The organism is Tenacibaculum aquaeponti (assembly GCF_057221555.1).
Window position 1 is genome coordinate 3,500,257 of record NZ_CM170147.1, and the last position, 24,664, is coordinate 3,524,920.

A 24,664-nucleotide genomic window follows, 5' to 3' on the forward strand; every position below is an offset into this window, starting at 1 on the left:
ATGTTAGAGTTTACTAAGAGAATAATGATTTACTCAACGTTTTAAGAATGAGAAATAGATGTTAAAAAAGAGATTTAATTGTAATGCTATGTTTTTTTATCGACCAAAGACCGATATTAAAAAACTCAAATAATGACAAAAAACCTTCGATTAGCACTATCAGTTTTAGGGATGGTAGGCTTATCAACAATGGCCAATGCACAAGGAATGTTAGATGGTTTCACACCAAAAAAAAGATCACTTTCTGTTACAGCTTCTTACTCTAGAAGTCAGTTTGATGAATTCTATTTAGGAAAAGAAAAAGTCGATGCAGTTCCAGTACATGAAAAAATTAACCAAAACATTTTCTCTTTGTATGCAAAATATGGAATCACAGATCGTTTATCTGTAGCGGTTAACTTACCTTTTATTTCTGCAGATAATACAAGTGGTTTGGGAGATCCTATAAATGGAGAAAACTCTATTTCAGGTTTACAGGATATTTCTATTGCTTTAAAGTTAAATGCACACAAGTTTAATTTTAATAAAGCAGATTTAAATATTATTACAGGTGTTACAGCTGTAATTCCAACAGGTTATGAGCCTAACGGAATTTTAAGTCTTGGTAGTGGAGCATTTGGAATTGATGTTACAGCTGGTTTACATTTAAACACAGATGTAGGTTTTTTCTCTACTATTTTAGCTGGATATAATTTCAGAGGAGATGCAGATAATGATTTAACTCCAGGAGGAGAATTTGGTGTTCCAAATGCATTTGTAACTACAGGTAAAATCGGATATTCTAGTAGTTTTATTTATGTTGAAGCTTGGGCAGATTATTTAAATTCTGAAGAAGGAGTAGATATTGCTTCTCCAGCATTTAGAGGAAATTTCCCAGAAACTAATGTAGATTATAGTAGAGTAGGAATTACTGTTTATAAAAATATTATTCCTTCTTTAGGTGTAAGTGTTGGTTATGGTAGAGTAATTGATGGAAGAAACTTAGGTGATTCTCAAATTTATACTGCTGGATTAACATATAATTTATCGATTTAAATTATTACCATAAAATAAAAAAAGGCGTTTTAAAACGCCTTTTTTTATTTTCTTATTTTTCTTAAAATATCTTCTAATCCGTTTAGTTTTAATTCATAAACAAGTCCCATCATTTGTCCGAGTTTTCCTTTAGGAAAGCCTTTGTTTTTATACCAAACCATGTAATATTCAGGAATGTCAATTAAATATGTTCCTTTATATTTTCCAAAAGGCATTCGCATATTGGCTGTGTCAACCAAAAACTGTTTATCGGTTTCCATTATTTTTTATACTTGTTTAGTAATCCAAAATCAAATAAAGTCCAGTATGAAGCTTTCATTCCACTACTTTTAAAACCATCATTTACCCAAGTATTACAAGTCTTTAAAGGAGAATAAGAACCTTTAGCTTTATACAGTTTAGAATTTGGATACATTGTTTGTGTAAGTATGATTTTTTCTTCTTTTTGATTTACTTGAAAAGTTTCAGAAATGAATATATTGAGTTTAAAAAGTTGGGTTTCATTCACAGGAACTTTAACCCATTTTTTTTGTTGAAATCGATGAGAAGAAACTTCTATTAACGTTGGATTATCTAAAAATAAAGCTCCAAAAGCATATTTAAATTTAAAGTCTGCCCAAGTAGGCGTATTCATATAAAAATTTTCATCACCCCAACCAAAACGAACAAAATTATCAGTTGAATTTAGCTGTAATTCATTATTTAAATCAAGAGAAAGATTTTGCTTAGGAATAATAATACTCAAATGGATTCCATTAGAACTTAAATACACAAACTTTGTTTGATTTACCAAAGGTTCATCATTTACTGTAATGAAACTAATAAGAATAGAAACACCGATATATAAAAGAATACCCAATAATGAGTATGCAGTATATTTCAGTATTTTCTTAACATATTTCATCTATTCTTTACCATCAACGTAATCTTGTAAATAACTATAACGTTCAGTTAATTCACCTGAATTTGTTGTCATTTTTGCACGAGCCAAAATTCCGTTTTCATCATTGTTATAAAATGCAGGAATCACATGATTTAAGAACATTTCCCCGAAACCTTCACTAGCATCTTTTGGAAGTTCACATGGTAAATTATCTACAGCCATTACAGTGATAGCATTTTTATTTTTATAATCGATTTCTGTTTCTGAAGCAGCATCGTAACCGTAAATAGGATCAGCAATTGTAGATGCTCTTAATGTGGTTGCAACTGGGCCATCTACATCACAAGAAATATCTGCCACGTATTTAATATTAAAATCTTTAGATTTCACATCTTCTCTTGTGTATAAATACGGAGCACCGTCACCATAAAAATGACCAGCAATAAAGAAATCTGTTTCTTTTGCATACGGCATGAAATTACTTTCGTATCCGGTAGGGTCTTTATAGAATTCAAATTTGTTACCTACTTTCCCATCAGATCTTTTTGCATATTCCATAACATCTACCATACAATATACAGGTTCTGTGAATTTTGAAGTTAAATATAAAGCATCACTTACTTCTTTAATTTTTAAATGATCTAAAATCTCTTTGGCTCCATAAGCCACTTTTCCTGTCCCAGAAAGTAAAATTTTAATATTAGGAAGTGTAATTTTATTCAATTCTGCTTTTACAGCATCTAAATCTTCTAAAGATTCTACTTTTGGTAATTCAAAAGTGTTTTCCTTTAGTCCGATAGCTCTAAAACCATTATAAGCACCAACTAATCCAGCATATCTACCAAAACCAATTAAACGAGCTCCATTTTCTTTAATAATAGTTTCATGATCGAACATTTCAATGTTCTTTTCAAGCATTGCTTTTAATAGTTTTCTATTATAAGGTTGCTTTTTTATTGTATGACTAAAGAAAAAGTATTTTTTATTTGGAATTAAGTTTTCAACTGGTACTTCTTTAACGCCTAACAAAATATCACAGTCAGAAAGATCAGTAACAATTTCAAAACCAACATCTTTATATTCTTGATCGGAAAAAACTCTAATATCAGAACTCTCTACAACGATTTCAGCTTGAGGAAATTGTTGTTTAAATTCTTTTAATTTACTTGGAGAAAATACAACTCTTTTATCTGGAGGGTTTTTACGTTCTTTTATTATTCCAAATTTCATGGGTGATTATTTAAAATTTAAACAATTTAAGTGTTAATTGTTGTAAATTACAACAAAGCAATGCAAAAATAACGATTTTAATCAGCCATACAAGTAGTATTTAACAGTAAACCAAATAAAGATTTTTTTTAATAAATAATAAAAAAACTCCTATTATATAATAGGAGTTTATGTCCGAAAAAAAGAAAGTAATTAGTTTCTTGGAGTAGTGTTAATAGCTTCGCAATGACAACCAACTAATGGATGGCAAGAAAGTTGTTGTCCATCTGGGCAATCTGGAATTTTTTTATTTCCTCCATTAATTTTTAATTGATCTACTTTATTTAAAATAGTACCTATTTGAGTGATTGATTTTAACATGATTATTCAATTTTAATAGTTGATTATAAATCGTAAGCAATATCCTTACATACACAATATCCTAAGTTATAGTCGTAAACAGCTTCTTGATTTTGATGACAAGCATAATGTTTATTTTTAGGCCCCCAGTTATCTCTATTTTTACACCAGTTAGGGTCGCCAGGACCTCCACCTTTAATAGATTGTTGTGCTTTTTTTGTTAAAAGAGTTCCAATTTTTGAAATTGATTTAATCATAATCTAAAGTTTTATAGTTTCCCTTACTCTATTTTAATGCTTTTCAGGTTTCGCATTTTTAAGTTAACTCAATCCAAAGTTGGCTTGTTTTTAGAAGAAAAAGAAATGTGAATAGATGTTATTTATAAAAAATGGAGGTGTAATTTTTAAATTGTACCCATGTTTTATTTGTTTAAGTTGTTGTTTATTAGTGTTTTGTTTGTTTTGTGGTAGACGATGGATAAAAAGTAAGAAAAGGAAAGATAAATAGTTTAATTTTAGAATATCAAAACAATAGTCATATGAAATCATTATCAATTGAAGACCTAAAAAAGTATAAACTAAGTAAAAAAGCCTTAATTAGTATTATGGCAAAAGAAGGTAAGTTGGATACCTCTGGAGACGAAGATTGTTATCCTACAGCAGATAGGCCTAAGAAAAAAAGTAACGAAGATTGTTTGTAGTAAATTAATTGACTAAGGTTAAACTTCCGTATTAATTTTTTCTATAAATTGATACGGGGTAATACCTGTGTGTTTTTTGAAAATTCTTGTAAAAGATTTTGCATTTTTATAACCTCCAATTTCACCAATAGCTTGTGTAGTATAAGCTCTTACCTTTTTGTCTGTACTTAATATTTTTACGATGTGATTTATTCTAAGATGATTGGTATATTCACTAAAACTCATTTTCTTATATACTTTAATTACTTTAGATAAATATGTAGTATTAGTACCAATTTTTTTAGCAGCATTGTACAAATTAAATTCCTCTTTCAAGAAATATAAATTATTTTCAATTTTTTTAAGCCCTTTAATAATCTCTTGATGTTGTTTATCATTTATAGTAATATTTGAATTACTTTCTTTTTCGATATTTTTATTTGTAACACTTAGAAGTAATTCTTCTAATCTCAGTCTTGTCTTTTTCTTTTCTTTATTATTTTTAGCTATTAAAAAAATACTTAAAATAAGTAGAGCTATTAAAAAAGATATGGCAATACTGTAATTTTGATTTTCGTTTGAAAGCTTTTTAATTCTTTTTTCTAAATCATTAAATTGAATTAAATTTTTAGTTGTCTTTTTTTGAAGTTGTTCATTTTCTGAAACTATAGTGAATATTTTTTTGTATTTTTTAAAATAATATCGAGCAGAATCTATATTACCTTCTTCTAAATAAATTTGAGAAATGTAATTATGAGCATTAACTAAGTTAGTATCTAAATCATCGTTTTTTTTAACTTTAAAAAGTTCTAAGAGGTTTTGTTTAGCTTTATTTAAATTACCTGAATTAAAGTAGTTAACTCCTAAGTTGTAATGTGTTTTATAAAGGTCTGATTGAGATTTTTTATTTTTAAAATATGATAATGCTTTTTCAAAAAAATCAGTTGCTTGAACATATTCTTTTCGCAAACTATAGGTTGTACCTAAGCATAAATCTATTTTAGCAGTTTTGTCAGCAGTAAGTTTAAAGTTTTTATCGTTAAGAATATTACGAAAACAATTTAATGAAGAGTCTAAATATACGTTATTAGTATTTTTTTCTTGATAAATAGTATTGTATACGTTTCCAAGATTAGATAAAGTCTTAAAACGTCTTTGATAATATTTTTCGCCTAAACTTTTCTTATGATCATCTAAAAAATTAAGAGCCTTTTTTAATTGAAGAACAGATTTGTTTAAAGAACCTATATCTTGATAAATTAAACCAATATTTGATTGAATTTTAACCATTCTTTCAATGTCTTCTGCTTTATTAGCAAAAGTTTCAGCTGTTAAATAATATCTTAGTGCTTGTTCTAGCTTTTTTCTTCTTTTATTGGTGTTACCTAAAAGAATATAAATATCAAAAAGTATAGAATAGTTCTCTGGTGAAATTGCAATTCGGGGTAAATATTTGTAAATACTATCTTTAAAAAATTGTTGATTTAGTTTCCTTTTTTCTTTTGTTTTTAAATATTCTGTTGCAGCATAACCATAAGTTTTATATGTAATACTTTTAGAATTTATAAGTTCATTCATGTAAAAAAGTACACTATCTATGCCTATATTCTTTCTTAAATTGAATTTTTGTTTTTTAGCTTCTAGAGGATTTTTGAGAGTTTTTGCATTTTGAGAAAAAATGTAAAAACATGAGAATATTATAGATATTGTTAGGTAATATTTTCGCATAGTATTTTACTATAAATATTTACAGAAGATGATCAAATGTATAAAAAAGTGTTTAATAAAAAAGAATGCATTAATTTTATGTATTAATAAATTTGATTTACTAGTTTTCTAAAAGTTTGTTTTTTTATCTTTGCCACCTGCATTTTTTGAGAAGAATAAAAATTTGAAGAAATATGTATTAAATGTCAAAAAGTCTGTACTTAACTACTGGTACATTTTTTGTTGGTATTAAATTAATTCTTTGACATATTGGGGACGACTGGTTTTGACAGCAAGATTAGTGAAATTGTAAGCATACCGAGGACTGAAATGATGCTCGTTAAACTTATTTCAACAATTTAAATGGCGAAAATAATTACGCTTTAGCTGCTTAATAATCTGAATTATAGTAAGATTCAAGCCTCGGTACACAAGGTGTACAAGCTAAATGTCCACGGAAAGCCTTGGTTTACGGCGTTTCATTTCTGGGCATCATAAAAGTAAACATAGAAAACTTAGTACTTCGATAAGTTTTCGAAACTTAAGAAGATAAGCTAAAAGTGGATTGTTTTTAGTCAGCTTTTAGACGAAAATTAAATAAAAACTAAGTATGTAGAAAGCTCTTGAGCTACTTGTTTGGACCCGAGTTCGATTCTCGGCGTCTCCACAAATAAACCCTGTAAGCATTATGTTTACAGGGTTTGTTGTTTACGGGTGTCAATTTAGGTGACAGTTAAAATCACTATTAAACCTTTCTATTACCTCAATTTTCACTACTCAAAAACGCATAAAACATCGGATAAAATTTTATGTTCTTTATAGAATATAACATATTATTTTAATGAAGTTTCAAAACAACATTCATTTGGGAGTTATCGTCTTTCTTAATAATAGATACTTTTGTTCAAAATCCCATTGAAATATAAGTAGTTTTTGTATTATTTTTCAATTCATAAGTGGTTTTTACTAACCTATTAATTATTTCTGCTTCACAAATACAAGTTTATGAATCATCTAGTAAAATACCTGTTTGGTTTGTGCTTTAGTCATTTTCTTTAACTAATCGTTTAACATACCTAATTCTTCTAAAATATCACGCTTCATCCTACTTAAAGGTCTTTTTTGAAAGTCTTTTTCATCTAATGAAGTACCAAATGCTAATCTATATATTTCCTCGTTTGAAATTTTTTGATCCACTTTAGACAATAGCCCCCTTAATTTTACGAGATAATCCACCGAATAGAGCTTTCTTAAATTAACTAAATCATGAATCTCATCTTTATGTGTCTCATAAATTTCTTCCAATTTAAAAGCCTTAATTGTGTTATCCTCTTTTGAATTAGGTATTCTTTTTATTTGAAACTTATACTGGTTTAAACCTTTTATCCAATAACTAAATTTTAAATTGGTATCTTCTTTTATATAAGGATGTAAAAAATCAGTAGTATTCATTTCAATTGACCCCTTAACACTACTGTTACAAATATGACAACTTGGTATTAAGTTATAAAAAGACAAAGCCAATAATGGATATGTTTCTTTTGGATACCAATGGTCAAATTCTGGTCTTGTAATTTTATTAGGGTTTATAACCGTTTTTGTATAAATTCTATTACAATAAACACAAGTTTGAATATTTAAAGAGTTTGCTAAATCATAAGTAGAATATTCAGTTTCTTTTTTACCAAAACTACCTTTATATTTAAAAATAGAATTAATATTAAATATTAATTCTTTATACCTATCAAAAACATGATTTTCGGCAGTATTTCTATTTTTAGCCCTTTTTTTCTTTATCCTCAAATAATCTTTCCATTCTGTAGTATTTACACCTGTTATTGCATACAATAACGAATAATGATGATAACTCAAATCTTTTGGTAAATCCGTTAATATTCTTTTAATTCGTGCTTCATTAAGGAACGTTTTCAACTCACCTGTTGGTAAATCATTAACTCTTTTTTTTACTATTGGAAAAAGTTTTTCTAAATGCTGTTCTTTAGCAGTTAATATATGTGGTGCGTATGGATCTAAAAAAATCATTCGTTTCTATTTAAAATGTCTCGTAGATATTTTGTCTGTTTATGAATCATATCATTAATAAAGTTTTCATCAACTTCAATCTCACTAAGCATTTCAGTTAGCTTGTTCCTTAAAACAGGTTCTTCTATAAGCTTAATTATTTTTTTTACTCTAACAATTCCTTCTCTATCATAACCTTTGCCTTCTTTGTGATTTTTGTCATTCTCATTAATCCAATCAATGACTTCTTCAATTTTTTTCTTAGCAAATACCCCCATAGAGCCATCTGCTAAAAAAAAATTACTAGCCAATAAGTCATGAATATTTGCTGCAAATGTTTCACCCATTGTATTATTTATATTTCCATCTTCTAATTTTAAAATATTTGTAACAGGTATATCAGAAAGAATAAATGGCGAATGTGTAACAAAAATGCAATTGATACTTTCAATATCATTAAGATTACATCTTTTAATAGCTTCTAGCAAATCATTAATAAAACTACGTTGTAATTCTGGGTGATAATACAATTCTATTTCGTCGAAGATTAGATTTATGTATTGGTATTTGTAACGAACCTTGTCTCCGTCAACTGAATTTAAGTATCTTAGATGATACATTATAGAACTAATAGAATATATATATTGTTTTTCACCTGAACTTAATCTTTTTAAAGAATTGTTCTCATCATTATTATCAAAATAAATTTCTGTTTTAAAAATTGGAGGAGGAATACAGTGTATTAACCATTCTCCGTCACTATTTTCTTTGATAAACTTTGACAAACTAATTACATTATTATATCCTTCGTTTTTGTCATTGTAAATAACTAAATCTTTAGCATAATTATATTTTAGAAAATTTACAGCTTGAAAAAATTTATATGTAATATGGGAACAATCAATATTTAAGGCATCTAAATACCCCTCTATATTTAAAAATTCATCACCCTTACAAAATTCACCATATTGAGAATACTTGTCAGACATACTTATTAACTTATCAATAATGTATTGTCTTGCATATTTATCATAAATGGTTTTAGTTCTTATCGAACTCTCCAATGAAAAAGTATCTTTTATAAATGCCCATTCTTTTTGGTGTGTTGTATTTTCTAATACTTCTTCTTTCCCAAAATCATTTTCAAACTTTTTAGTATTAAGTTCTAACTTCAACCTAGTTGCTAGATGACCACTAGCTAACTGCCTCATACTATTTTCTGGAGATTCCCCATTTAAAGGTTCCAAAATATTAGCTAGTAAACGCTGACGCGCTAAATTGTTTTCAGTATTGATATCATAATTTCCTCCTGTTCGCATTGGATTGATAACGATTGGTGTTTGATACGCATCATTTTTATGAAATAGTTCTTGAATCCAAACACCAGTTTCTTCTGAGTTTAATGCATATTGTGAATAATTCAACACTAATGAATAAAAGAAATAATCTATAAAATTTTCTTTAATACTATTTTTACCAGATTTATTTACAGGTTTAAATTGGCTATTTCCATTTCCATCAAAACTGAATTGTATAATATCGCCATCTATTTGATAATATATTTCTACCTTAAGTTCTTTTTTTATTTGAAGAATCTCTTTTTCTAAATCGGTTAGATACCTTAAGTGGTTTTCGTTCCAATTAAGCTGAGAAATCTTCTTTTTAAGTTTTGAGAGCGTTTCTACCGTTTCTGTAGTTTCTAAAACTTCTTCGCGTAATTTTGAAATCAATATCTTAGTGTTCGATTGCGCTTCGTATATTCCTTTTTTTCTATCTTTTACATTTTTTGAAATTTCATCTTCATGAATACGGTGTTTTAAAATCTCTTTATCCAACGCTAATAAATACGCAGCTACAAACAACAATTCTATCAACGTACTTTTTCCACTTCCATTTTTACCAACAATAGCTGAAATATTAATTTTTAAATCTGAATTAATTGGAGAATATAAATCAAATTCATCTTCAGGTATTTCAATTTCAGCTACATTACTGTTTTTGTTTTTAGAGTTAAATTGAATTTTATCACCAGTTTCATCCAAAAACTGATATTCTTGGTAAAACTTGTAAATTTCTCCTTTATTTAGATTTTTACTAAACCTTGTGTCACACCCTTCCAAAGGGCGTATTGCTAATAACTTAAATCCCTTCATATCATCTAAATTTTATCTATAATAAATTCAAACATGGGTTTAAATACTTCAAAATGAATATCATCTATTGTTGGCACAACCTCTTGTGCAAAAACCATTTTTTGAGAGTCACTTATTTCTAAAACTTGACCACCACCAACTTTGTTTTTAGTGGTAAATTTATCACTTGTTTGATCGCAATAAAAAAGATGTTCCATTTCTACTTTTGATTGATATCCGTAGGTTTCATTAGTTCTTTCATTAGCTATAACTTGTTTTTTTATTTCAGATATATTGGGAACTGGAATTAAAAAAGCATAGCTATTTTTAGTTTCAACTTTTTTACAAATACCCTTGTAAGGATCTGCTTCCAATAAAGCTCCATCGCTTTTAAGAGAATTCCAATGATTATAAGCTTCATCAAAGTCAAACAAACCAAAAATAGGTTTACCATTCATTTCTGTTTGAAATTTATCACTACTTAATATCTTTCGAAGATATTCGCACCCAAATCCAAAACATATATCAAATGGAGGTTCATAATCATATAAACGATTCCAAGCTTCATATAGCACAATAGGATCTGAAAAACCTTCTGTAAACAGAATTGGTTTATTTTGACTATGCGTATGCATAATACTTAGTAACTGTTTATCGTAATTCACTTTAAAGAGTTCACTTGATAACTGGCTTACTGCAAAGTTCTTTCCTACTTTATGACATTTCAAATCATTTTCTTGAAATCTGAATAAGTTTACTTTTTTTTCTAAATCACCAACCAATGTTACTGCGCTATGACTGCTCATTAAAACGTGATTAGTTTTAGCAGAAGCCTCACTAATTTCATTTACTTGACTTAAAAATTTATGTTGCCATTCTGGATGTAAAAAAGAATCTGGTTCGTCTAATAAAGTGATACAGTTTTTATCTTTAAACAGCTCAGTTAATGCATAGATATAAATGGATTGAAATTGACCATCACTAAATTGGTCAATTTGTATCGTTTTACCTGAGTTTAAAGTAATATCAATTTTAATATCTTTTAAGTATCCAATAGTTTTTAAATTATCAAAAGCAATAAATAAATCTAGAGGACTATAGTGATTGAATGATTCCTGGAATTTGCTAAAAGATTTATATAATATATATTCATCTTCATTTATATTTCCTTCGTTTCTAGCTCGTCCTTGATAATCAAATTTAGTAACACTCCAAATTTTATTTAATAGAGCTTTAAAGTAACCTTCTGGAGACCAAAACCTTTTAGTCTCATCAAACTCATCAAATTGAAATTTATCCTTACTATTGGCATAATTAGGTCTTTTGAAGTCTATCCTTATTTCATTTCCAATAGTTTCAATGCCCAATTTTTCTTTTATAAATATTTTGGCTTTATTGGTGTCTTCTTGTAATAATAACACACTCAACAATAAAGATTTGTATTGATTATCAATACCAGTAAAACGTCTAGTTACCTCGCTTAATAAGTTTTCATTTTTTCTTTTAGTATCTAAAAGCTTTTTATGATTTTCATTGGATGTTTTTAAAAGACTGCTTATAGTTTTATTATGACCAGAATAGTAAACTAGAATGTTTTCAGGCAGTTTTAATTTATCTGGTGTCGTATCTTGTTGTTCTTCATTTATCCATTTAACATCTTTCCATTCTAAATAAATGGTTTCTCCTTCTATTTCATAGATTATTGAATAATTGAAAGTCATCGGATAATCCTCTTCTGATAAATGCTTAAATATTTCTAAAATGGCTTCGAAGAAATTAGATTTACCTGTTCCATTTTTACCAACAAATACTTCTAAAAAATTATCGCCTTCAAACCTAACTTTAAAATCCTGTAAATTTTTATAGGTTCCTTTTATGTGAACTTCTTTTAACCTCATAGTTAATTTATATTATTAGGTTAAAAAACCTCCCTCAAAACACTCTGCATTAACATCTCACTATGTTCTTGGCTTTGTTGTACTTCTTCCTCTAAAGCATCACATAAACCCATTAAAGCATTTACTTTTTCTACAATGGCTTTTTGTTCTTCTAGTGGTGGAAGTGGAAGAATTGTATTTTTAATTTTACTAACGTTTAAATTGGGTTGTGCTCCACCTTCTGCTAAAAGTCTAATTTCATCATAAATTTTTCTAAAGAAGTATTTAATATATTCTTTAGAGTCTTTCGAAGTTTTGTAGAAAACCATTGCTGCAACAGCTTGATTAGTTGCTCCAGGAATAACTAATTCACTTATTTGTCCACGTGTTTTTCCTTGACCATACATAGCTATAATTAAAGTCCCTTTTGGGAAAACTTTACAATTCGTTTCCTGTAATGCTTTTTCTGTAATTAACTTTTCTGATTCTTTTGCATATAAATCATTTGTAGCAGAGCTTGTATACCAAGGTATTGTACCATCATAATAAGAAGAGTTTGATTTTGCTGGTGTTGAACCAGTTCCAACATTTACTAAATCCTGTAACCTACACCAAACCCAACCATTAGGTAATTCATAAGGAATTTTATCTTCGGTAATAGGAGCTAAGATTTTTTTCCTTTTAATTTTTTTGTCTTTTATGAGTTGTGCTTTCTCTTCTTGTATACGTTTTAATAAAATAGAAGCATCTTCTACTTTGGCTCCGCTCAATGATTGTTGTTGACGCCAATCTGCTGTGAGTTTACCTTGTACTGCTAATTGTAAAATCGTTTCTCGTAGCTTTTTAATGTTGGTGGTTTCATTAAAGAAACTTTTAAAATGGTCTTGTAAAAAAGCCCATACTTGTTTTGCGTTATTGGTAGTAAGTTGGTGTAATGCAGACGTCACAAAATCTTCTTTTAAACCAATACGTTGTACCGTTAATTGCTCTAATTGTTCTACTTCCTTAAAAAGGGTTTCTACTACTTTTACGATTTCTTTTTGTTCTTCTAGTGGTGGAAGTGGGATTGGTAACGCTTCCCATTTTCCTTTATTAATTATTGGCGTTGCGGAACCTGATGCTTTTCCTAAAACATTTTTTTGAAAAAATGGTGACTGGCAAACAGCTTTAATATAAACAGAAGGAATAAATATTGGTGTAACGGTATTTATTTGCTGATTACAACTAACATCAATTTGATTAATGTTACATTTTCCAATACTTCCCCCAATGCAAACCATCATTAACGAGTTTTTTGGAATTAATCTCCCAATCGAAATTCCTAATTTGGATAATCCTGCAACTGGATATTTCATTAATTGATTTGAAATATCAGCAGGTCCAATAAAAGGAATGAAATTTCCATAATTCTCAGGGTTCTTTTTAGGAGGTGTACTTCCAGTTTGTGTAAATCCTGTTTCTCTAACTCTACACCAAACCCAGCTTTTAGGCACTTCGTAAGGGATTTCTTCTTCAGTTAATTTAGGTAGTACTTTTTCTTTTTTTATCTTTTTTTTCTTAACAAGTTCCGTCTTTTCTTTTTGAATTCTTATTAATAATTCTGAAGCAGGTTCAATAGCAGGATTTTTTTCTCTCCAATTCGCAGTCAACTTACCCTGAATTGCCAATTGTAAAACCAACCCTTTTAATTCTTCAGTATTTTTAGGATGAATGGTTAGTTCTTTAAAGTGTTGTAGTAGTTGCATATTACTTTAAAGCTTCGGTTAATACATTAATAATTTTGTCTTGTATGCTACCTATTTTTTTTTCCGTAGTCCTAAATTTTTCTAAAATAAGTTCTGGGCTTTCTAAAGTGTCAACTTCTTGGTAGGGGTTTTTAATATCTAGGTTGTAATTACGTTTTTTAATCTCTTCAATAGAAACTTTCCAAGCATATTTGTTTTCCTCACGTTTGTTCCACCACGCTTTTTCTACATCAAATTCTTTAATGTTAATCGGTTTACTTTTATTGTAGCTTTTAGCACCTTTAGGGTATTGATGTTCGTAATACCAAATTTCTTTAGTAGGTGTTCCTTTTTCAAAAAACAACAAATTGGTTTTAATACTGGTGTAAGGGTTAAATACACCATTAGGTAAACGTATAATAGTATGTAGGTTACATTTGGTCAACAGTTCTTCTTTTAGACGTGTTTTCATTCCTTCGCCAAACAAAGTACCATCGGGTAATACAATAGCGCAACGTCCGTTATTTTTTAGAAGCTTTATGATTAAGGCTAAAAATAAATCGGCAGTTTCTTTGGTTCTAAATTTTTTAGGAAAGTTGGTTTCGGTACCATCTTCTTCAACACCTCCAAAAGGCGGATTAGAGAGTATAATATCTAGCTTGTCTTTTGCTCCCCAATCGGCATAAGGCTTACTTAGTAAATTATCTCTACGCACTGCTGGTAAGTCAAAACCGTGTAACATTAAATTGGTAGTACACAATAAGTGTGGTAAAGGTTTTTTCTCAACACCTCGTATAGATTTTTGTAAAACGTCTCTTTCTTTAGAATCGTTTACTTGTTTTCTTACATAGTCAATTGTACAAGTTAAAAAACCACCAGTACCACAGGCTGGGTCTAATACGCTTTCTCCCAATAAAGGGTTAATCATATCTACCATAAACTGGGTTACTGCTCTTGGTGTGTAATACTCACCTGATGAACCTGCAGACTGTAGTTCTTTTAATATGCCTTCATAAATATCATTAAAAAGATGGCTCTCTTTAGAGTCATTAAAATCTATTCCATTAATAACATTTATTACTTGACGGAAGAGTGTCCCGTTTTTCATATAATTATAAGTGTCGTCAAAAACAGAGCGTATAATTTTAGCTTGCGGACTTATGGAGATATCTAAATCTTTTAAGGTAGGAAATAAATCTGTTTCTATAAATTCCATTAAAGCATCCCCTGTTAAGCCTTCATCATCTGCCGCCCAGTTTTGCCATTTTAAGTTTTCAGGAATTGGAGATTCGTAATTGTCAATGGTAATTTCCCATTCTTCTTCTTTATCGGCAAATATTTTCATAAAAAGCATCCACACCATTTGAGAGATACGTTGTGCATCTCCATCTACTCCTGTGTCTTTGCGCATTATATCGCGAATGCTCTTTATGTTTGTTGTAATGTTACTCATTAAGCTATGTTGTATATTTCGTTTTCTAATTCTTTAATGGCTTGGTAAAAATCTTTCTTTTTACCAAAAGCGCGTACCAATTCTACAGCTGAACCCATTTGACTTAAAGGTTGCACATTTAGTATGGATCCTTGTTCTATAGACACAATACCTTCTTGTTCATATTTATCAAGTAATGATAATAATACTCTTTGAGCCGTATCTCCATATTTTGTGAAATAATTGCGCTTACGAACATTATTAGCACGCTCTTTTCTGGTTAAGGCGGGTTTATCATATGCTACGTGGCAAATTAAATCAAAAGCATCCATATCTTTTCCTATTTCTTCTTTAAGTGCCTCTATAAGAATTCCCTGTTCAGCGAGTTCAGTAATTAGTTCTTCTTTGCGTTCAGTAGTTTGCCATTTTTGTATAAAGTCATCAATAGAACTAAACTCTTTTTTAATATTAGTTTTGGTATAATCTTTTAATGATTCAGTAATTAACTTTCCGTTTTTACCATAATACTGTACACGTTCATTAGCTACCGATACAGGTATTTTATTAACATAGAATTTTCTTATTTTTTCCTCATCGTCATTTATGTCGATGTTAGGAATAGGAGATGAAAACTCGGTATTTTCTTCAATTAAATTTTCAATAATTTCTGATGACTCTTCATTTTCTGGTGGCAAAACTGTTTCACTTTCTAAAGGTTCGTAAATTTGTACTGGATCGCCATCAAAATCAGGGTCTGCAAACAAGTTGGTTGCTTTTCTAAAATCCATTAATGTAAAAAATACTTTTCCTTCAGCTTCTCTAATTCTTGTTCCACGTCCAACAATTTGTTTAAACTCAGTCATTGAAGCTATATTTGATTCTAGCACAATAAATTTTACCATTTTGGTGTCAATACCCGTGGTTAACATTTTAGAAGTGGTAGCAATTACAGGGAAACGTTCTTCAACATCTGTAAAATTATCTAATTCTTGCTTACCTACTTCATCATCACCTGTAATCTTAACACAGTAGTTCCAATGCTTTGCAACTAAATCAGCATTTTCATTAATTAATGCTTGTCGCATTCGATTAGCGTGGTCTATATCTGTACAAAACACTATAGTTTTAGCAAAGCGATCAGTAGCTTTTAAATATTCTGTTATTTTTTTAGCAACTACTTGTGTACGTTCATCAATAACAAGTGTTTTATCATAATCTTTAAGATTATAAATTCGGTCTTCTATTTCGTTACCATATTTATCCAGTAAACCAGCAGTTGGTCTCCAGCCTTCGTCTACATTCATTGCAATTCTAACTACTTTATATGGAGCTAAAAAACCATCATCAATACCTTGCTTCAAAGAATAGGTATACACAGGTTCGCCAAAATATTCCATATTTGAAACATCCTTGGTTTCTTTTGGTGTAGCAGTTAAACCAATATGTGTAGCAGAATCAAAGTAAGTTAATACATCTCTCCAGGCAGAAGCTTCTGATGCACTTCCTCTATGACACTCATCAATGACTATTAAATCAAAGAAATCTTTACTAAATTCTTTGTATGCATTTTTAGTTTCATCATTGCTAGTTAAACCTTGGTATAATGCAAAGTATATTTGATACGATTTATCAATCTTTCTATTTTTAATAATGTGCATAACATCATTACCAAAAGGTGAAAAATCTCCATTTTTAGTTTGCGTTAACAATGCGTTTCTATCTGCTAGAAACAAGATGCGTTTTTTTATTCCGTTTTTCCAAAGTCGCCATATAATATTAAACGCAGTATAGGTTTTTCCTGTACCAGTAGCCATTACTAATATAATTCGGCTTTGTCCTTTTGCTATGGCTTCAACTGTTCTGTTTACAGCATTTTGTTGATAGTATCTTGGTGTCATACCACTATCATCAGTATAGTAGTCTTGAGTTACTACATGTTGTACTTCTGGTGTATCTAATCCTTTAAACTTTGAATACTTTAACCATAGTTCTTCAGGAGAAGGAAATTGATGAAGTCCAATTTCTTGTTCTACCTGTGCAGATAACCCTGTTTTGTCATGAAAGACAAAACCATCACCATTAGATGTAAATATAAATGGTATTTGTAGTATTTCTGAATACTCCAAAGCTTGTTGCATACCATCACCAATTTTATGCTTATTGTCTTTAGCCTCAATAATTGCAATAGGAATATTTGGTTTGTAGTATAAAATGTAGTCAGCTCTTTTTTGTTTTCCACGAGCATATAGTTTTCCTTGAACAATAATTCGCCCATCTGTAAATGAGACTTCCTCTCGTATTTGTGTGCGCATATTCCAGCCTGCTTGTACAATTGCAGGATTAATAAACTTTGAGCAAATGTCTCTTTCTGATAAGCTTTTTTTATTCATAGGTTTTAAAAATAATAAAAGCAATTGATTTAAGCCATATTGAGCTTAAATAAAATTCTCCTATAAATCTCTATAAAACTGATTAGAAACATATAAAAACACAAACAATAATTAGCTTTTTTTATTCTATTTACGTTTTTACGTTACTCAAAAAAAGCTATACTATTCTATTTAATATAACGTAATGTAAAAAACAATTACTACAATTATGGATTTACCTCGTTTTTTTTTAAAAAAAAAGAAATTTTATTACATAAAAAATGCCTTAAATGGTAGGCGAAAAGCTCCTATTGCTTCCTCTCCAAATAAAGCATATTACAAACATATAGTTTTATTATTAAATATAATTAAGTCAAACTGGTATATTAAAGCATTTCTTACTAATTGCGCTTTCTACGCAAAAGCGCAATTAAAAGAAAAAAAAAACAGTAGAACAAAAATCTCTTACAAATAAGCTATCTAGTACACATTTATTCTTTATTACTAATTACACTTAAAATAACGCAAAAAGCGCAACGTATAAACGCAAAATTGTAATATTGATAAAAACTAAAAAATACTAGTTTCTGTCACTCTGTTGAACTATTACTTTAAAAGCAAGTAAAACAAACGGATAAAGAATCAACAAAAAATCAACAGTTAGTCAACATACGCATTTTGTGTTTTGTGTTGACTAACTGTTGAACTCTTGTCACCCACTGAGCATTGCTTTTTCACTCATAAATGGGATGTTTTATCAACAGTCAACGAATTTTCTAAAAAATCACTTTTTTTAAACTCATAGTATCTCCCTTTTTTGGTTTCAAAATCAACAATTGTTTTTTGTGAAGTGTTTAGCGTAAAAAAATATTTCTTATAACTACCATTATATGGTTCTAGTTTATAATCATCTTTTAAACATTTAGAAATTCTTGAACGATTAGTTCTTACTCCTTTATTTAGTTTTTCAAACAAATCTGTTGCGGTATAACGCAAAACATCAGCTTCAAACGCAACAAAATCGTCAATTATAATTTCTTTAATTTCTTGACTTAAATAGGTCTTGTTTCCTTTTACAACTTTGTCTAAAGCAGGCGTATAAATTTGTTGTTTCGTAAACCACATTCTAGTTTTTCTTTCCGATACTATTTTTCGATTATTTAAATAATGTAAAAAATGAGGAATTTCTTTGGTTAACTTTTCTAGCATATCAACATCTTCAATTTGAAAAGAATTCACTTTAATTACCCAGTAGCGAATTTCGTTTTCGTCGATTTGAATGAAATTTTCTTCATTATTAGAACATAAAATAAACTTTCCGAAAAAATTAGTTTCAACTTTGTCCTTTCCTTTAGATTCCAGTTTATAAGTTCCTGCTGTAGATAAGTTCTTAATTCGCTCGCTATCTTCTCGTTTATCTAAAAGAACTTCATCAACAGAAATAATAAGTTTAGATGCCCAATCGCTATTAAATCTACTTCTAAAATCTTCATTTTTATTTATAGTCATATTACCTTGAAATATCAATTTTAACCATTTTAAAAATGAAGTTTTACCTGTGTTTCTAGAATTACTCACTAGGCATAAAATAGGTAATATCTGAGTTGGTAATTGCCATAAAATAGTAAGGTAATCTATGCCTAATTCATATTGATCTTGAAAAATATGTTTCAAAAACCCTTCGGTTATTTGAAATGAACCTTTTGAGAGTTTATGTTCGATTTTTTCATATTGATTATAGAAAGAACTGATTTCTTGTTGATAATTTTGATGATCTGGAATTGTGATAAAACCATCATACTTTTTTATAGTATTTAAATAATCTTTTCCTTTATCTGTAATAAGTTCTCCTTTTGTCCACTTGATTAATGTTTTATTTGTATCACCGCTAAATAATGGTACGTTACAAATCTTAAAATAATCTGTTCCTATTCTAACATACTCCATAAATCTTATAATTTTAACTTAATTAAAGGTCTGTTAGGAATAGATGTTTCTTTCCAATCAAAAACAATATTTATACCGGTAACTGAATTATCCGATTTGAAACAAGAATCTATTTCTTGTTCAATAAGTTGCCATTTAAAACGCGGGTTATATACAGCTAAATCTTTGATTTTATCTATTTCTTGTATATAGAAATCCAAATGCTTGTTTAGTAAAGAATCCGCAAATCTGTTAATCTTTAATTTGTAAATTTCTGATTGTATATTATCAGCAATGAGAATTAAATTATTAGTAAAACTCTGATTTTGTAAGTTTAAATCCTCCATACTAACGTCTATATTTTAAAGATTTAACTTCCTCCAATGTATTATCCAAACTTTCTAGATTGATGACAATTCTTCTACCAATTTTAGAAGCTTCAATAGTACCTCTTTTAATATAGTTTCGAATTGTTAACTCTGAAACATTAAGTCTTTCAGCAGCTTCTTTTACAGTTACATTTTCTTTTTCAGGATTTAATTTTTTGTTAATTAAATTTTCAAGAGAACTCATTCTAGTTGAAACAGCTGTATCAATTATTTTTGTAAGCTCTTCCTGTGTTGTTACGATTATACTTTTCATAATATATTTTTTTAATAAATTAAAAACACATCATATTCAGTAATTAGTAATATCCATGGATTGAATATTTATGTTTTGATATCACAAAGATTATGTGTTTAATGATAAAATAAAAGGTATAATCGATGGTTTAATGGTAGTCTAATACCATTAAACATATATTTAATTCGTTTATTTTTAAGTAATTAAAAATCATCTTGCGCTCAATACCACCTATACTTTGCTGGTAATTATTTTGAGTTTTTATATCGAACTAAAGCTCTTTTAAACTTTTCAATATTCTTAACTGTTTCTATCTTCTTTAAAATTTCATCTATCATGATACTTTTTTCAAAAGAAGGTTTATCGGAAGCATTAACTCCCTTATAGAAGTAATTATATTTAGTATGGTTTGTGTTGGCTTTTTGAACATCTTGTTCCGTCAAACATTCTGAAGTTAAAGATAAAACTCTGAAATACTCAGTACTTAAACTATGTAACCCTGAATCTTTAAATTCATGTAAAAGAACATGAAGTAAAATCATTTTTTCATTTTGTGTTAAATGATAAACAGATACTTTTTTCTTCTGTATGACTTTATTTTTGGGATCTATTTTTTGAGAATCTTTTTTTTGAGGCTCTTTTTTTAAATCATTAAGTTTATACAACTCATTGTTAGCTTTAACCACATTAAAGAAATTACCTATTTTTTGATTATCAAATATTTTTGTCAACTCTTCTTTATTTTTTTCTAAAAAAGAAAAGTAATCATATATGGCTTTCCTGTTTGCGAATACATATATGAATTCCTCGTAATTCACCTTTTCTTTACTCTTTGAAGTAAACTGATCAAATATCTCATATATTTCATCATTAATTAAAGATAAAGTAACCTCTGAAGTATAATGATTTCTACTTCCTCTAATTATTCTATCACAAGTTTCATATATTTCTCTTTCTAAATTATTTGACTTTAATAATTTATCAATCTCTTCTACTAATTGTTTTATAAGAACTTTTTCTACCTTAACAAAAGAGTAATTGGTATTATAGTAACTCTCAAATTGCGTTTTTGCGTTTAAACAAATAGACGCAAATTTTTTATTATATATCTCAACAAATTGTTCTCCGTAATTCATAGCTGTTTTTATATCTCTATATTAAATGTATCATGTACTGCATCTTTAACATCTTCATTTGAAATTTGATAATACTGATTAAGTGTTTTCATATCATTATGACCAGATATTTCGGCGATAAGTTTATCACTTTTTCCGTTTCTTTTCATCATTGTAATGAATGTTCTTCTAGCTGTATGGGAGCTTATTCTTTTATAAAAAGGCATTTCTTCTCGAAGTATTTCTTTGCCTCTTGTAGATGTTTTTACAACATTATGTGTATATCCAGCTTTTTCAAAAACTTCTTTTACATAGTCATTAAATTTTTGATTACCTATTAGAGGTAAGGTATAATTATACTTGTTTAAAATATGTAAAGCGATATTGCTAAGTGGTATCTCTCTGCTTTTTTTACCAGAACCTTTTTCTTCTTTAAGTAATAGTACTTTACCGCTAATGGTATTTTTTGAAACAAACTTTAACTCACCAAAACGCATTCCTGTTACACATGAAAAAATGAATATGTCTTTAACTCGTTCTAATTTTTTAGATGGCATTTCAACTTTTAATAAAAGTTCTAAATCTTCTTTTCTTAGTGCAATTTGATTGGTTATTACTTTTGGTTTCTTTTTAAATTTTATAAAATCAGATTTATAGGTATGACCATTTTTTAAAGCCCAGTAAAGAAATGTTTTAACTAATCCAACATTTCTAGTAAAAGTATTATTGATATGCCCTCTATGAACCATACAAAAATCTGTAAACTCAGTATAAAATTTTTGATTTATGGTATTAAAAGTGATTTTATAGTTTTTTGTTTTTTCAAAATCTTCAAGCAATGACTTAATATTATAATATCTCTTAATAGTAGCCTTAGACCATTCTTGATTTTTTTGCTTGAATAACATAAACTCATCATAAGCTTCATAAAACTTATTTTTTCCTTTAGCTACTCTTTTGAATTCCTTGTCAAATTCTTTTCTTACTTTTTCAACAGTTAATTCTTGATTGGTGTTTTTGAAAGTTTCTGTTACTTGTATAAAAAAGTTAGAATATCGATCAAGTTGTCTTTTTATTGTTCGATGAGAATCGGCTTTTGAAGTTCTTCCTGTAAGGTTATTTGGTTGTCTGTTTTTTATATCCCATTCTTTTGGATGGATAAATTCTCCTGTTGAGTATACAAATCTTTTACCCTCGTTTTTAAAATAGGCTTTCAAATAGATTAGTGTTAATCCATCTTTACTTTTTTCTTTTAGATTGAATGTGTATGTCATAGCTTACAGGTGTCAATTTAGGTGTCAATAAAGGTAGTGTTTAACATCTATTTCAGCATAAAAAGAATTATAAAAATTTTACAGAATCAGTATTTATAGTAGTTGTAGCGCGGATTAAGGTATAGTAAAGCAAAAGAAGGTCTATTCTCGGCGTCTCCACTAATTAAAACCTCAATTAGTTTAAAAATAATTGAGGTTTTTTTATCCATATAGAATAACAGAATAATGTAATTTCGCTGAAATTATTGATGATATTATGGATGTTTTAAATAAAATACAGACTGTAGTTTTTATCTTAGGACTTATTCAAGGACTTATTTTTAGTTTACTTTTAATTTTTTTAGATAAAAAGAAAAATAATCCAACTTTACTTTTAAGCTTGTTTATTTTTTTGTATTCAATAAATTACCTTAAACCAATAACTAATCTTTTAAGTTTAGATGAAAATTTTACCTTTCTAAATAATTTGCCTTTGAGTTTTGATTGGCTACTTTTTGCTTTGTTTTATTTATATATAAGAAACCTCTCATTACTTCCTAAATCAAACAGAATCTATATTTATTTAATTCCCGGAATTTTAATGTTTGTAATAGACTTACTGATATATTTTAATGTATCCGAAGAATTAGAAAAGTTTAGGTTTTCTGAAAGTTTTGGTTTTATTCATCATATTGGAGGGCACATATATACTGTGTTTATTTACTTTTTAACACATGTTTTTTTAAAAAAGCATACAATTGAAATTAATAATCAATATACATCTACAATAGGAAAAGAACTTTATTGGGCAAAATCGTTTATGTTAGTAGGAGTGTTCTTTACACTTATAATTCATTTTACTTCAAAATTTAACAACTATTATTTAGATCTTACTGAAGCAATTATTAATGTTGGATTGCTGTATTGGATATGTATTCATGGAATTAGACAACAAACCGTTAAAAACTTAGTTCAAGAAAGTGATTTTATTACAGAAAAAAGAAGTAAATCTAAAAATGAAGTTGAAATTAATGAAACTGATAAAGTTCTTTTTAATCATATTGAACAAATGATTATTTCAAAAAATATATATAAAAACCCTGATTTAACTATTATAGATATAGCTAATCTTACTAATAAACATCCTAAAAAAATATCTACAGTTATTAATGAAGTTTCTAATAAAAATTTTAAAACTTTCATCAATGGTTTTAGAATTAATGAAGCTAAAGACATTTTGAAAAATGTTAATTCCAATGATTATAGTATTGAAGGAATTAGTTTAGAGGTAGGCTTTAAAAGTAAAAGTGCTTTTTATGATGCTTTTAGAAAAGAAACAGGTACGACCCCTACAAAATTTAAAAATCAACAATAACAAGCCTTACGATTTATACTTAAAAAGAAATAATGAGTTCTGAAATCTGATTTCAGAACTCATTATTTCTTTTTAATACTATTACATTCATCACTATTACAGATTTTTGCAAAAAATTTTAAAACTCAAAATATATTATTTATGAAAGTAAAAGATGTAATTAAGTCAATCGTTTTAGTATTTGTTTCTTTAATTTTTTTTAATTGCTCTTCAGATAGAAATGAACCTGAAATAGTAGATAAAAGAAGTTTTATAACAAACACGACTAACGACTTTTTTATTAATAAAGATGGAAGTGTAAATGTAAATTTAATTGCAACTTATGTTGAGGATACTTCTTTTGGAAATGTTATTGAAAAGGGGTTTGTTTTTGGTAGAACTTCTAATCCAACTGTATCAACTTCAAACACATCAAATGTACATGATGCAAGTGCTAATGCAACAGGGTATATTGAAAATTTAATTAAAGACGAAACATATTTTATTAGAGGTTATTTTAAATATGAAAATGGTACTTTCTTTTATGGTAATGAAGTTCAGGTAAGTACGAATGTTGATGTTAGTAGTACAAGAACCATTACATTAGAAATAGAAGATACACCATTCTTTAGATCTCAAACTGAAATTACCCCAATACTAAACTTATCAAATCTAACTAAAGAGATGCCTAAGGAAATAGGGTATGAGTATAGTATAAACCAAGATTTTTCTAATAGTACTTTTAAAGCAGATTCTGATTATGATGGAATTCATAATAAAGGAATTGTTTTAATTACTGAATTTACAGAAGTTATTTCTGGTTTAACCGCTGGTACTACTTATTATTTTAGGCCTTACGCTAAATATAATGATAATACTGTTACTAATGGAGGTGCAAATACAGTTACTCTAACAACAAGTAATTAAACTTAATAAAAAGTATTGTTCACTGTTTATAAATCT

The 24,664-nt window shown here is 28.3% G+C and carries 21 protein-coding genes and 1 other RNA gene; 5 read left to right on the forward strand and 17 right to left on the reverse strand.

Going from position 1 to position 24,664, the window contains the following annotated elements; genetic code table 11:
* The first annotated feature begins 132 nt into the window (after positions 1 to 132).
* A complete protein-coding gene (locus AC2TEO_RS16030) occupies positions 133 to 1,035 on the forward strand; it encodes a transporter (RefSeq protein ID WP_442265787.1) in 903 nt (300 codons plus the stop codon).
* Between the two features lie 44 nt (positions 1,036 to 1,079).
* On the opposite strand, the gene AC2TEO_RS16035 is transcribed toward AC2TEO_RS16030, so the two are convergent.
* From AC2TEO_RS16035 to AC2TEO_RS16055, 5 genes are all read right to left on the reverse strand, one after another.
* Positions 1,080 to 1,295, reverse strand: coding sequence for a DUF3820 family protein (locus tag AC2TEO_RS16035; protein ID WP_095073421.1), 216 nt, complete (start codon positions 1,293 to 1,295; stop codon positions 1,080 to 1,082).
* Positions 1,295 to 1,939, reverse strand: coding sequence for a DUF2459 domain-containing protein (locus AC2TEO_RS16040; protein ID WP_442265788.1), 645 nt, complete (start codon positions 1,937 to 1,939; stop codon positions 1,295 to 1,297). Before AC2TEO_RS16040 ends, AC2TEO_RS16035 begins: the two co-directional genes overlap by 1 nt.
* Positions 1,940 to 3,148, reverse strand: coding sequence for an NAD(P)-dependent oxidoreductase (locus AC2TEO_RS16045; RefSeq protein WP_442265789.1), 1,209 nt, complete (start codon positions 3,146 to 3,148; stop codon positions 1,940 to 1,942). It abuts the gene before it with no gap.
* A 192-nt stretch (positions 3,149 to 3,340) separates the two neighbouring features.
* Positions 3,341 to 3,508 carry a hypothetical protein gene (locus AC2TEO_RS16050; RefSeq protein ID WP_442265790.1) on the reverse strand — a complete coding sequence of 56 codons (168 nt, stop codon included), beginning with the start codon at positions 3,506 to 3,508 and terminating at the stop codon, positions 3,341 to 3,343.
* A 23-nt stretch (positions 3,509 to 3,531) separates the two neighbouring features.
* Entirely contained in the window at positions 3,532 to 3,744 is a 213-nt protein-coding gene (locus AC2TEO_RS16055) for a hypothetical protein (protein ID WP_442265791.1), read from the reverse strand.
* 281 nt (positions 3,745 to 4,025) lie between these two features.
* On the opposite strand from AC2TEO_RS16055, the gene AC2TEO_RS16060 reads away from it, so the two are divergent.
* Positions 4,026 to 4,187, forward strand: coding sequence for a hypothetical protein (locus AC2TEO_RS16060; RefSeq protein ID WP_442265792.1), 162 nt, complete (start codon positions 4,026 to 4,028; stop codon positions 4,185 to 4,187).
* A gap of 18 nt (positions 4,188 to 4,205) precedes the next feature.
* Here the strand turns inward: AC2TEO_RS16060 and AC2TEO_RS16065 are convergent, their stop codons facing one another.
* Positions 4,206 to 5,744 (reverse strand): helix-turn-helix domain-containing protein, encoded by a 1,539-nt coding sequence (locus AC2TEO_RS16065; RefSeq protein ID WP_442265793.1) that lies wholly within the window; start codon positions 5,742 to 5,744, stop codon positions 4,206 to 4,208.
* 401 nt (positions 5,745 to 6,145) lie between these two features.
* Between AC2TEO_RS16065 and ssrA the strand changes: the two genes are divergently transcribed.
* Positions 6,146 to 6,543, forward strand: a transfer-messenger RNA (tmRNA) gene (ssrA, locus tag AC2TEO_RS16070).
* A gap of 389 nt (positions 6,544 to 6,932) precedes the next feature.
* On the opposite strand, the gene AC2TEO_RS16075 is transcribed toward ssrA, so the two are convergent.
* The 11 genes from AC2TEO_RS16075 to AC2TEO_RS16125 form a co-directional block, all read right to left on the reverse strand.
* Positions 6,933 to 7,916 (reverse strand): hypothetical protein, encoded by a 984-nt coding sequence (locus AC2TEO_RS16075; RefSeq protein ID WP_442265794.1) that lies wholly within the window; start codon positions 7,914 to 7,916, stop codon positions 6,933 to 6,935.
* Positions 7,913 to 10,048 (reverse strand): AAA family ATPase, encoded by a 2,136-nt coding sequence (locus AC2TEO_RS16080; RefSeq protein ID WP_442265795.1) that lies wholly within the window; start codon positions 10,046 to 10,048, stop codon positions 7,913 to 7,915. The genes AC2TEO_RS16075 and AC2TEO_RS16080 overlap by 4 nt, the downstream gene beginning before the upstream one ends.
* Before the next feature lie 5 nt (positions 10,049 to 10,053).
* Positions 10,054 to 11,925 carry an ATP-dependent nuclease gene (locus AC2TEO_RS16085; RefSeq protein WP_442265796.1) on the reverse strand — a complete coding sequence of 624 codons (1,872 nt, stop codon included), beginning with the start codon at positions 11,923 to 11,925 and terminating at the stop codon, positions 10,054 to 10,056.
* Between the two features lie 20 nt (positions 11,926 to 11,945).
* Positions 11,946 to 13,649, reverse strand: a complete 1,704-nt coding sequence (locus AC2TEO_RS16090; RefSeq protein WP_442265797.1) for a restriction endonuclease subunit S — start codon at positions 13,647 to 13,649, stop codon at positions 11,946 to 11,948.
* Position 13,650: 1 nt separating this feature from the next.
* Positions 13,651 to 15,081, reverse strand: coding sequence for an N-6 DNA methylase (locus tag AC2TEO_RS16095; RefSeq protein ID WP_442265798.1), 1,431 nt, complete (start codon positions 15,079 to 15,081; stop codon positions 13,651 to 13,653).
* On the reverse strand, positions 15,081 to 17,450 hold the full coding sequence (gene hsdR, locus AC2TEO_RS16100; protein ID WP_442265799.1) for an EcoAI/FtnUII family type I restriction enzme subunit R: 2,370 nt from the start codon (positions 17,448 to 17,450) through the stop codon (positions 15,081 to 15,083). Before hsdR ends, AC2TEO_RS16095 begins: the two co-directional genes overlap by 1 nt.
* 717 nt (positions 17,451 to 18,167) lie before the next feature.
* The gene (locus AC2TEO_RS16105) at positions 18,168 to 19,376 is read right to left on the reverse strand and encodes a primase-helicase family protein (RefSeq protein WP_442265800.1); all 1,209 of its coding nucleotides are present in this window, start codon (positions 19,374 to 19,376) and stop codon (positions 18,168 to 18,170) included.
* A gap of 5 nt (positions 19,377 to 19,381) precedes the next feature.
* Positions 19,382 to 19,702 (reverse strand): hypothetical protein, encoded by a 321-nt coding sequence (locus tag AC2TEO_RS16110; protein WP_442265801.1) that lies wholly within the window; start codon positions 19,700 to 19,702, stop codon positions 19,382 to 19,384.
* Position 19,703: 1 nt separating this feature from the next.
* On the reverse strand, positions 19,704 to 19,997 hold the full coding sequence (locus tag AC2TEO_RS16115; RefSeq protein ID WP_253056035.1) for a helix-turn-helix domain-containing protein: 294 nt from the start codon (positions 19,995 to 19,997) through the stop codon (positions 19,704 to 19,706).
* Between the two features lie 230 nt (positions 19,998 to 20,227).
* Entirely contained in the window at positions 20,228 to 21,115 is an 888-nt protein-coding gene (locus AC2TEO_RS16120; RefSeq protein ID WP_442265802.1) for a hypothetical protein, read from the reverse strand.
* Between the two features lie 8 nt (positions 21,116 to 21,123).
* The gene (locus AC2TEO_RS16125; RefSeq protein ID WP_442265803.1) at positions 21,124 to 22,368 is read right to left on the reverse strand and encodes a tyrosine-type recombinase/integrase; all 1,245 of its coding nucleotides are present in this window, start codon (positions 22,366 to 22,368) and stop codon (positions 21,124 to 21,126) included.
* A gap of 580 nt (positions 22,369 to 22,948) precedes the next feature.
* Between AC2TEO_RS16125 and AC2TEO_RS16130 the strand changes: the two genes are divergently transcribed.
* The gene (locus AC2TEO_RS16130) at positions 22,949 to 23,722 is read left to right on the forward strand and encodes a helix-turn-helix domain-containing protein (protein ID WP_442265804.1); all 774 of its coding nucleotides are present in this window, start codon (positions 22,949 to 22,951) and stop codon (positions 23,720 to 23,722) included.
* 141 nt (positions 23,723 to 23,863) lie between these two features.
* Positions 23,864 to 24,628, forward strand: a complete 765-nt coding sequence (locus AC2TEO_RS16135; protein WP_442265805.1) for a hypothetical protein — start codon at positions 23,864 to 23,866, stop codon at positions 24,626 to 24,628.
* Positions 24,629 to 24,664: the final 36 nt, after the last annotated feature.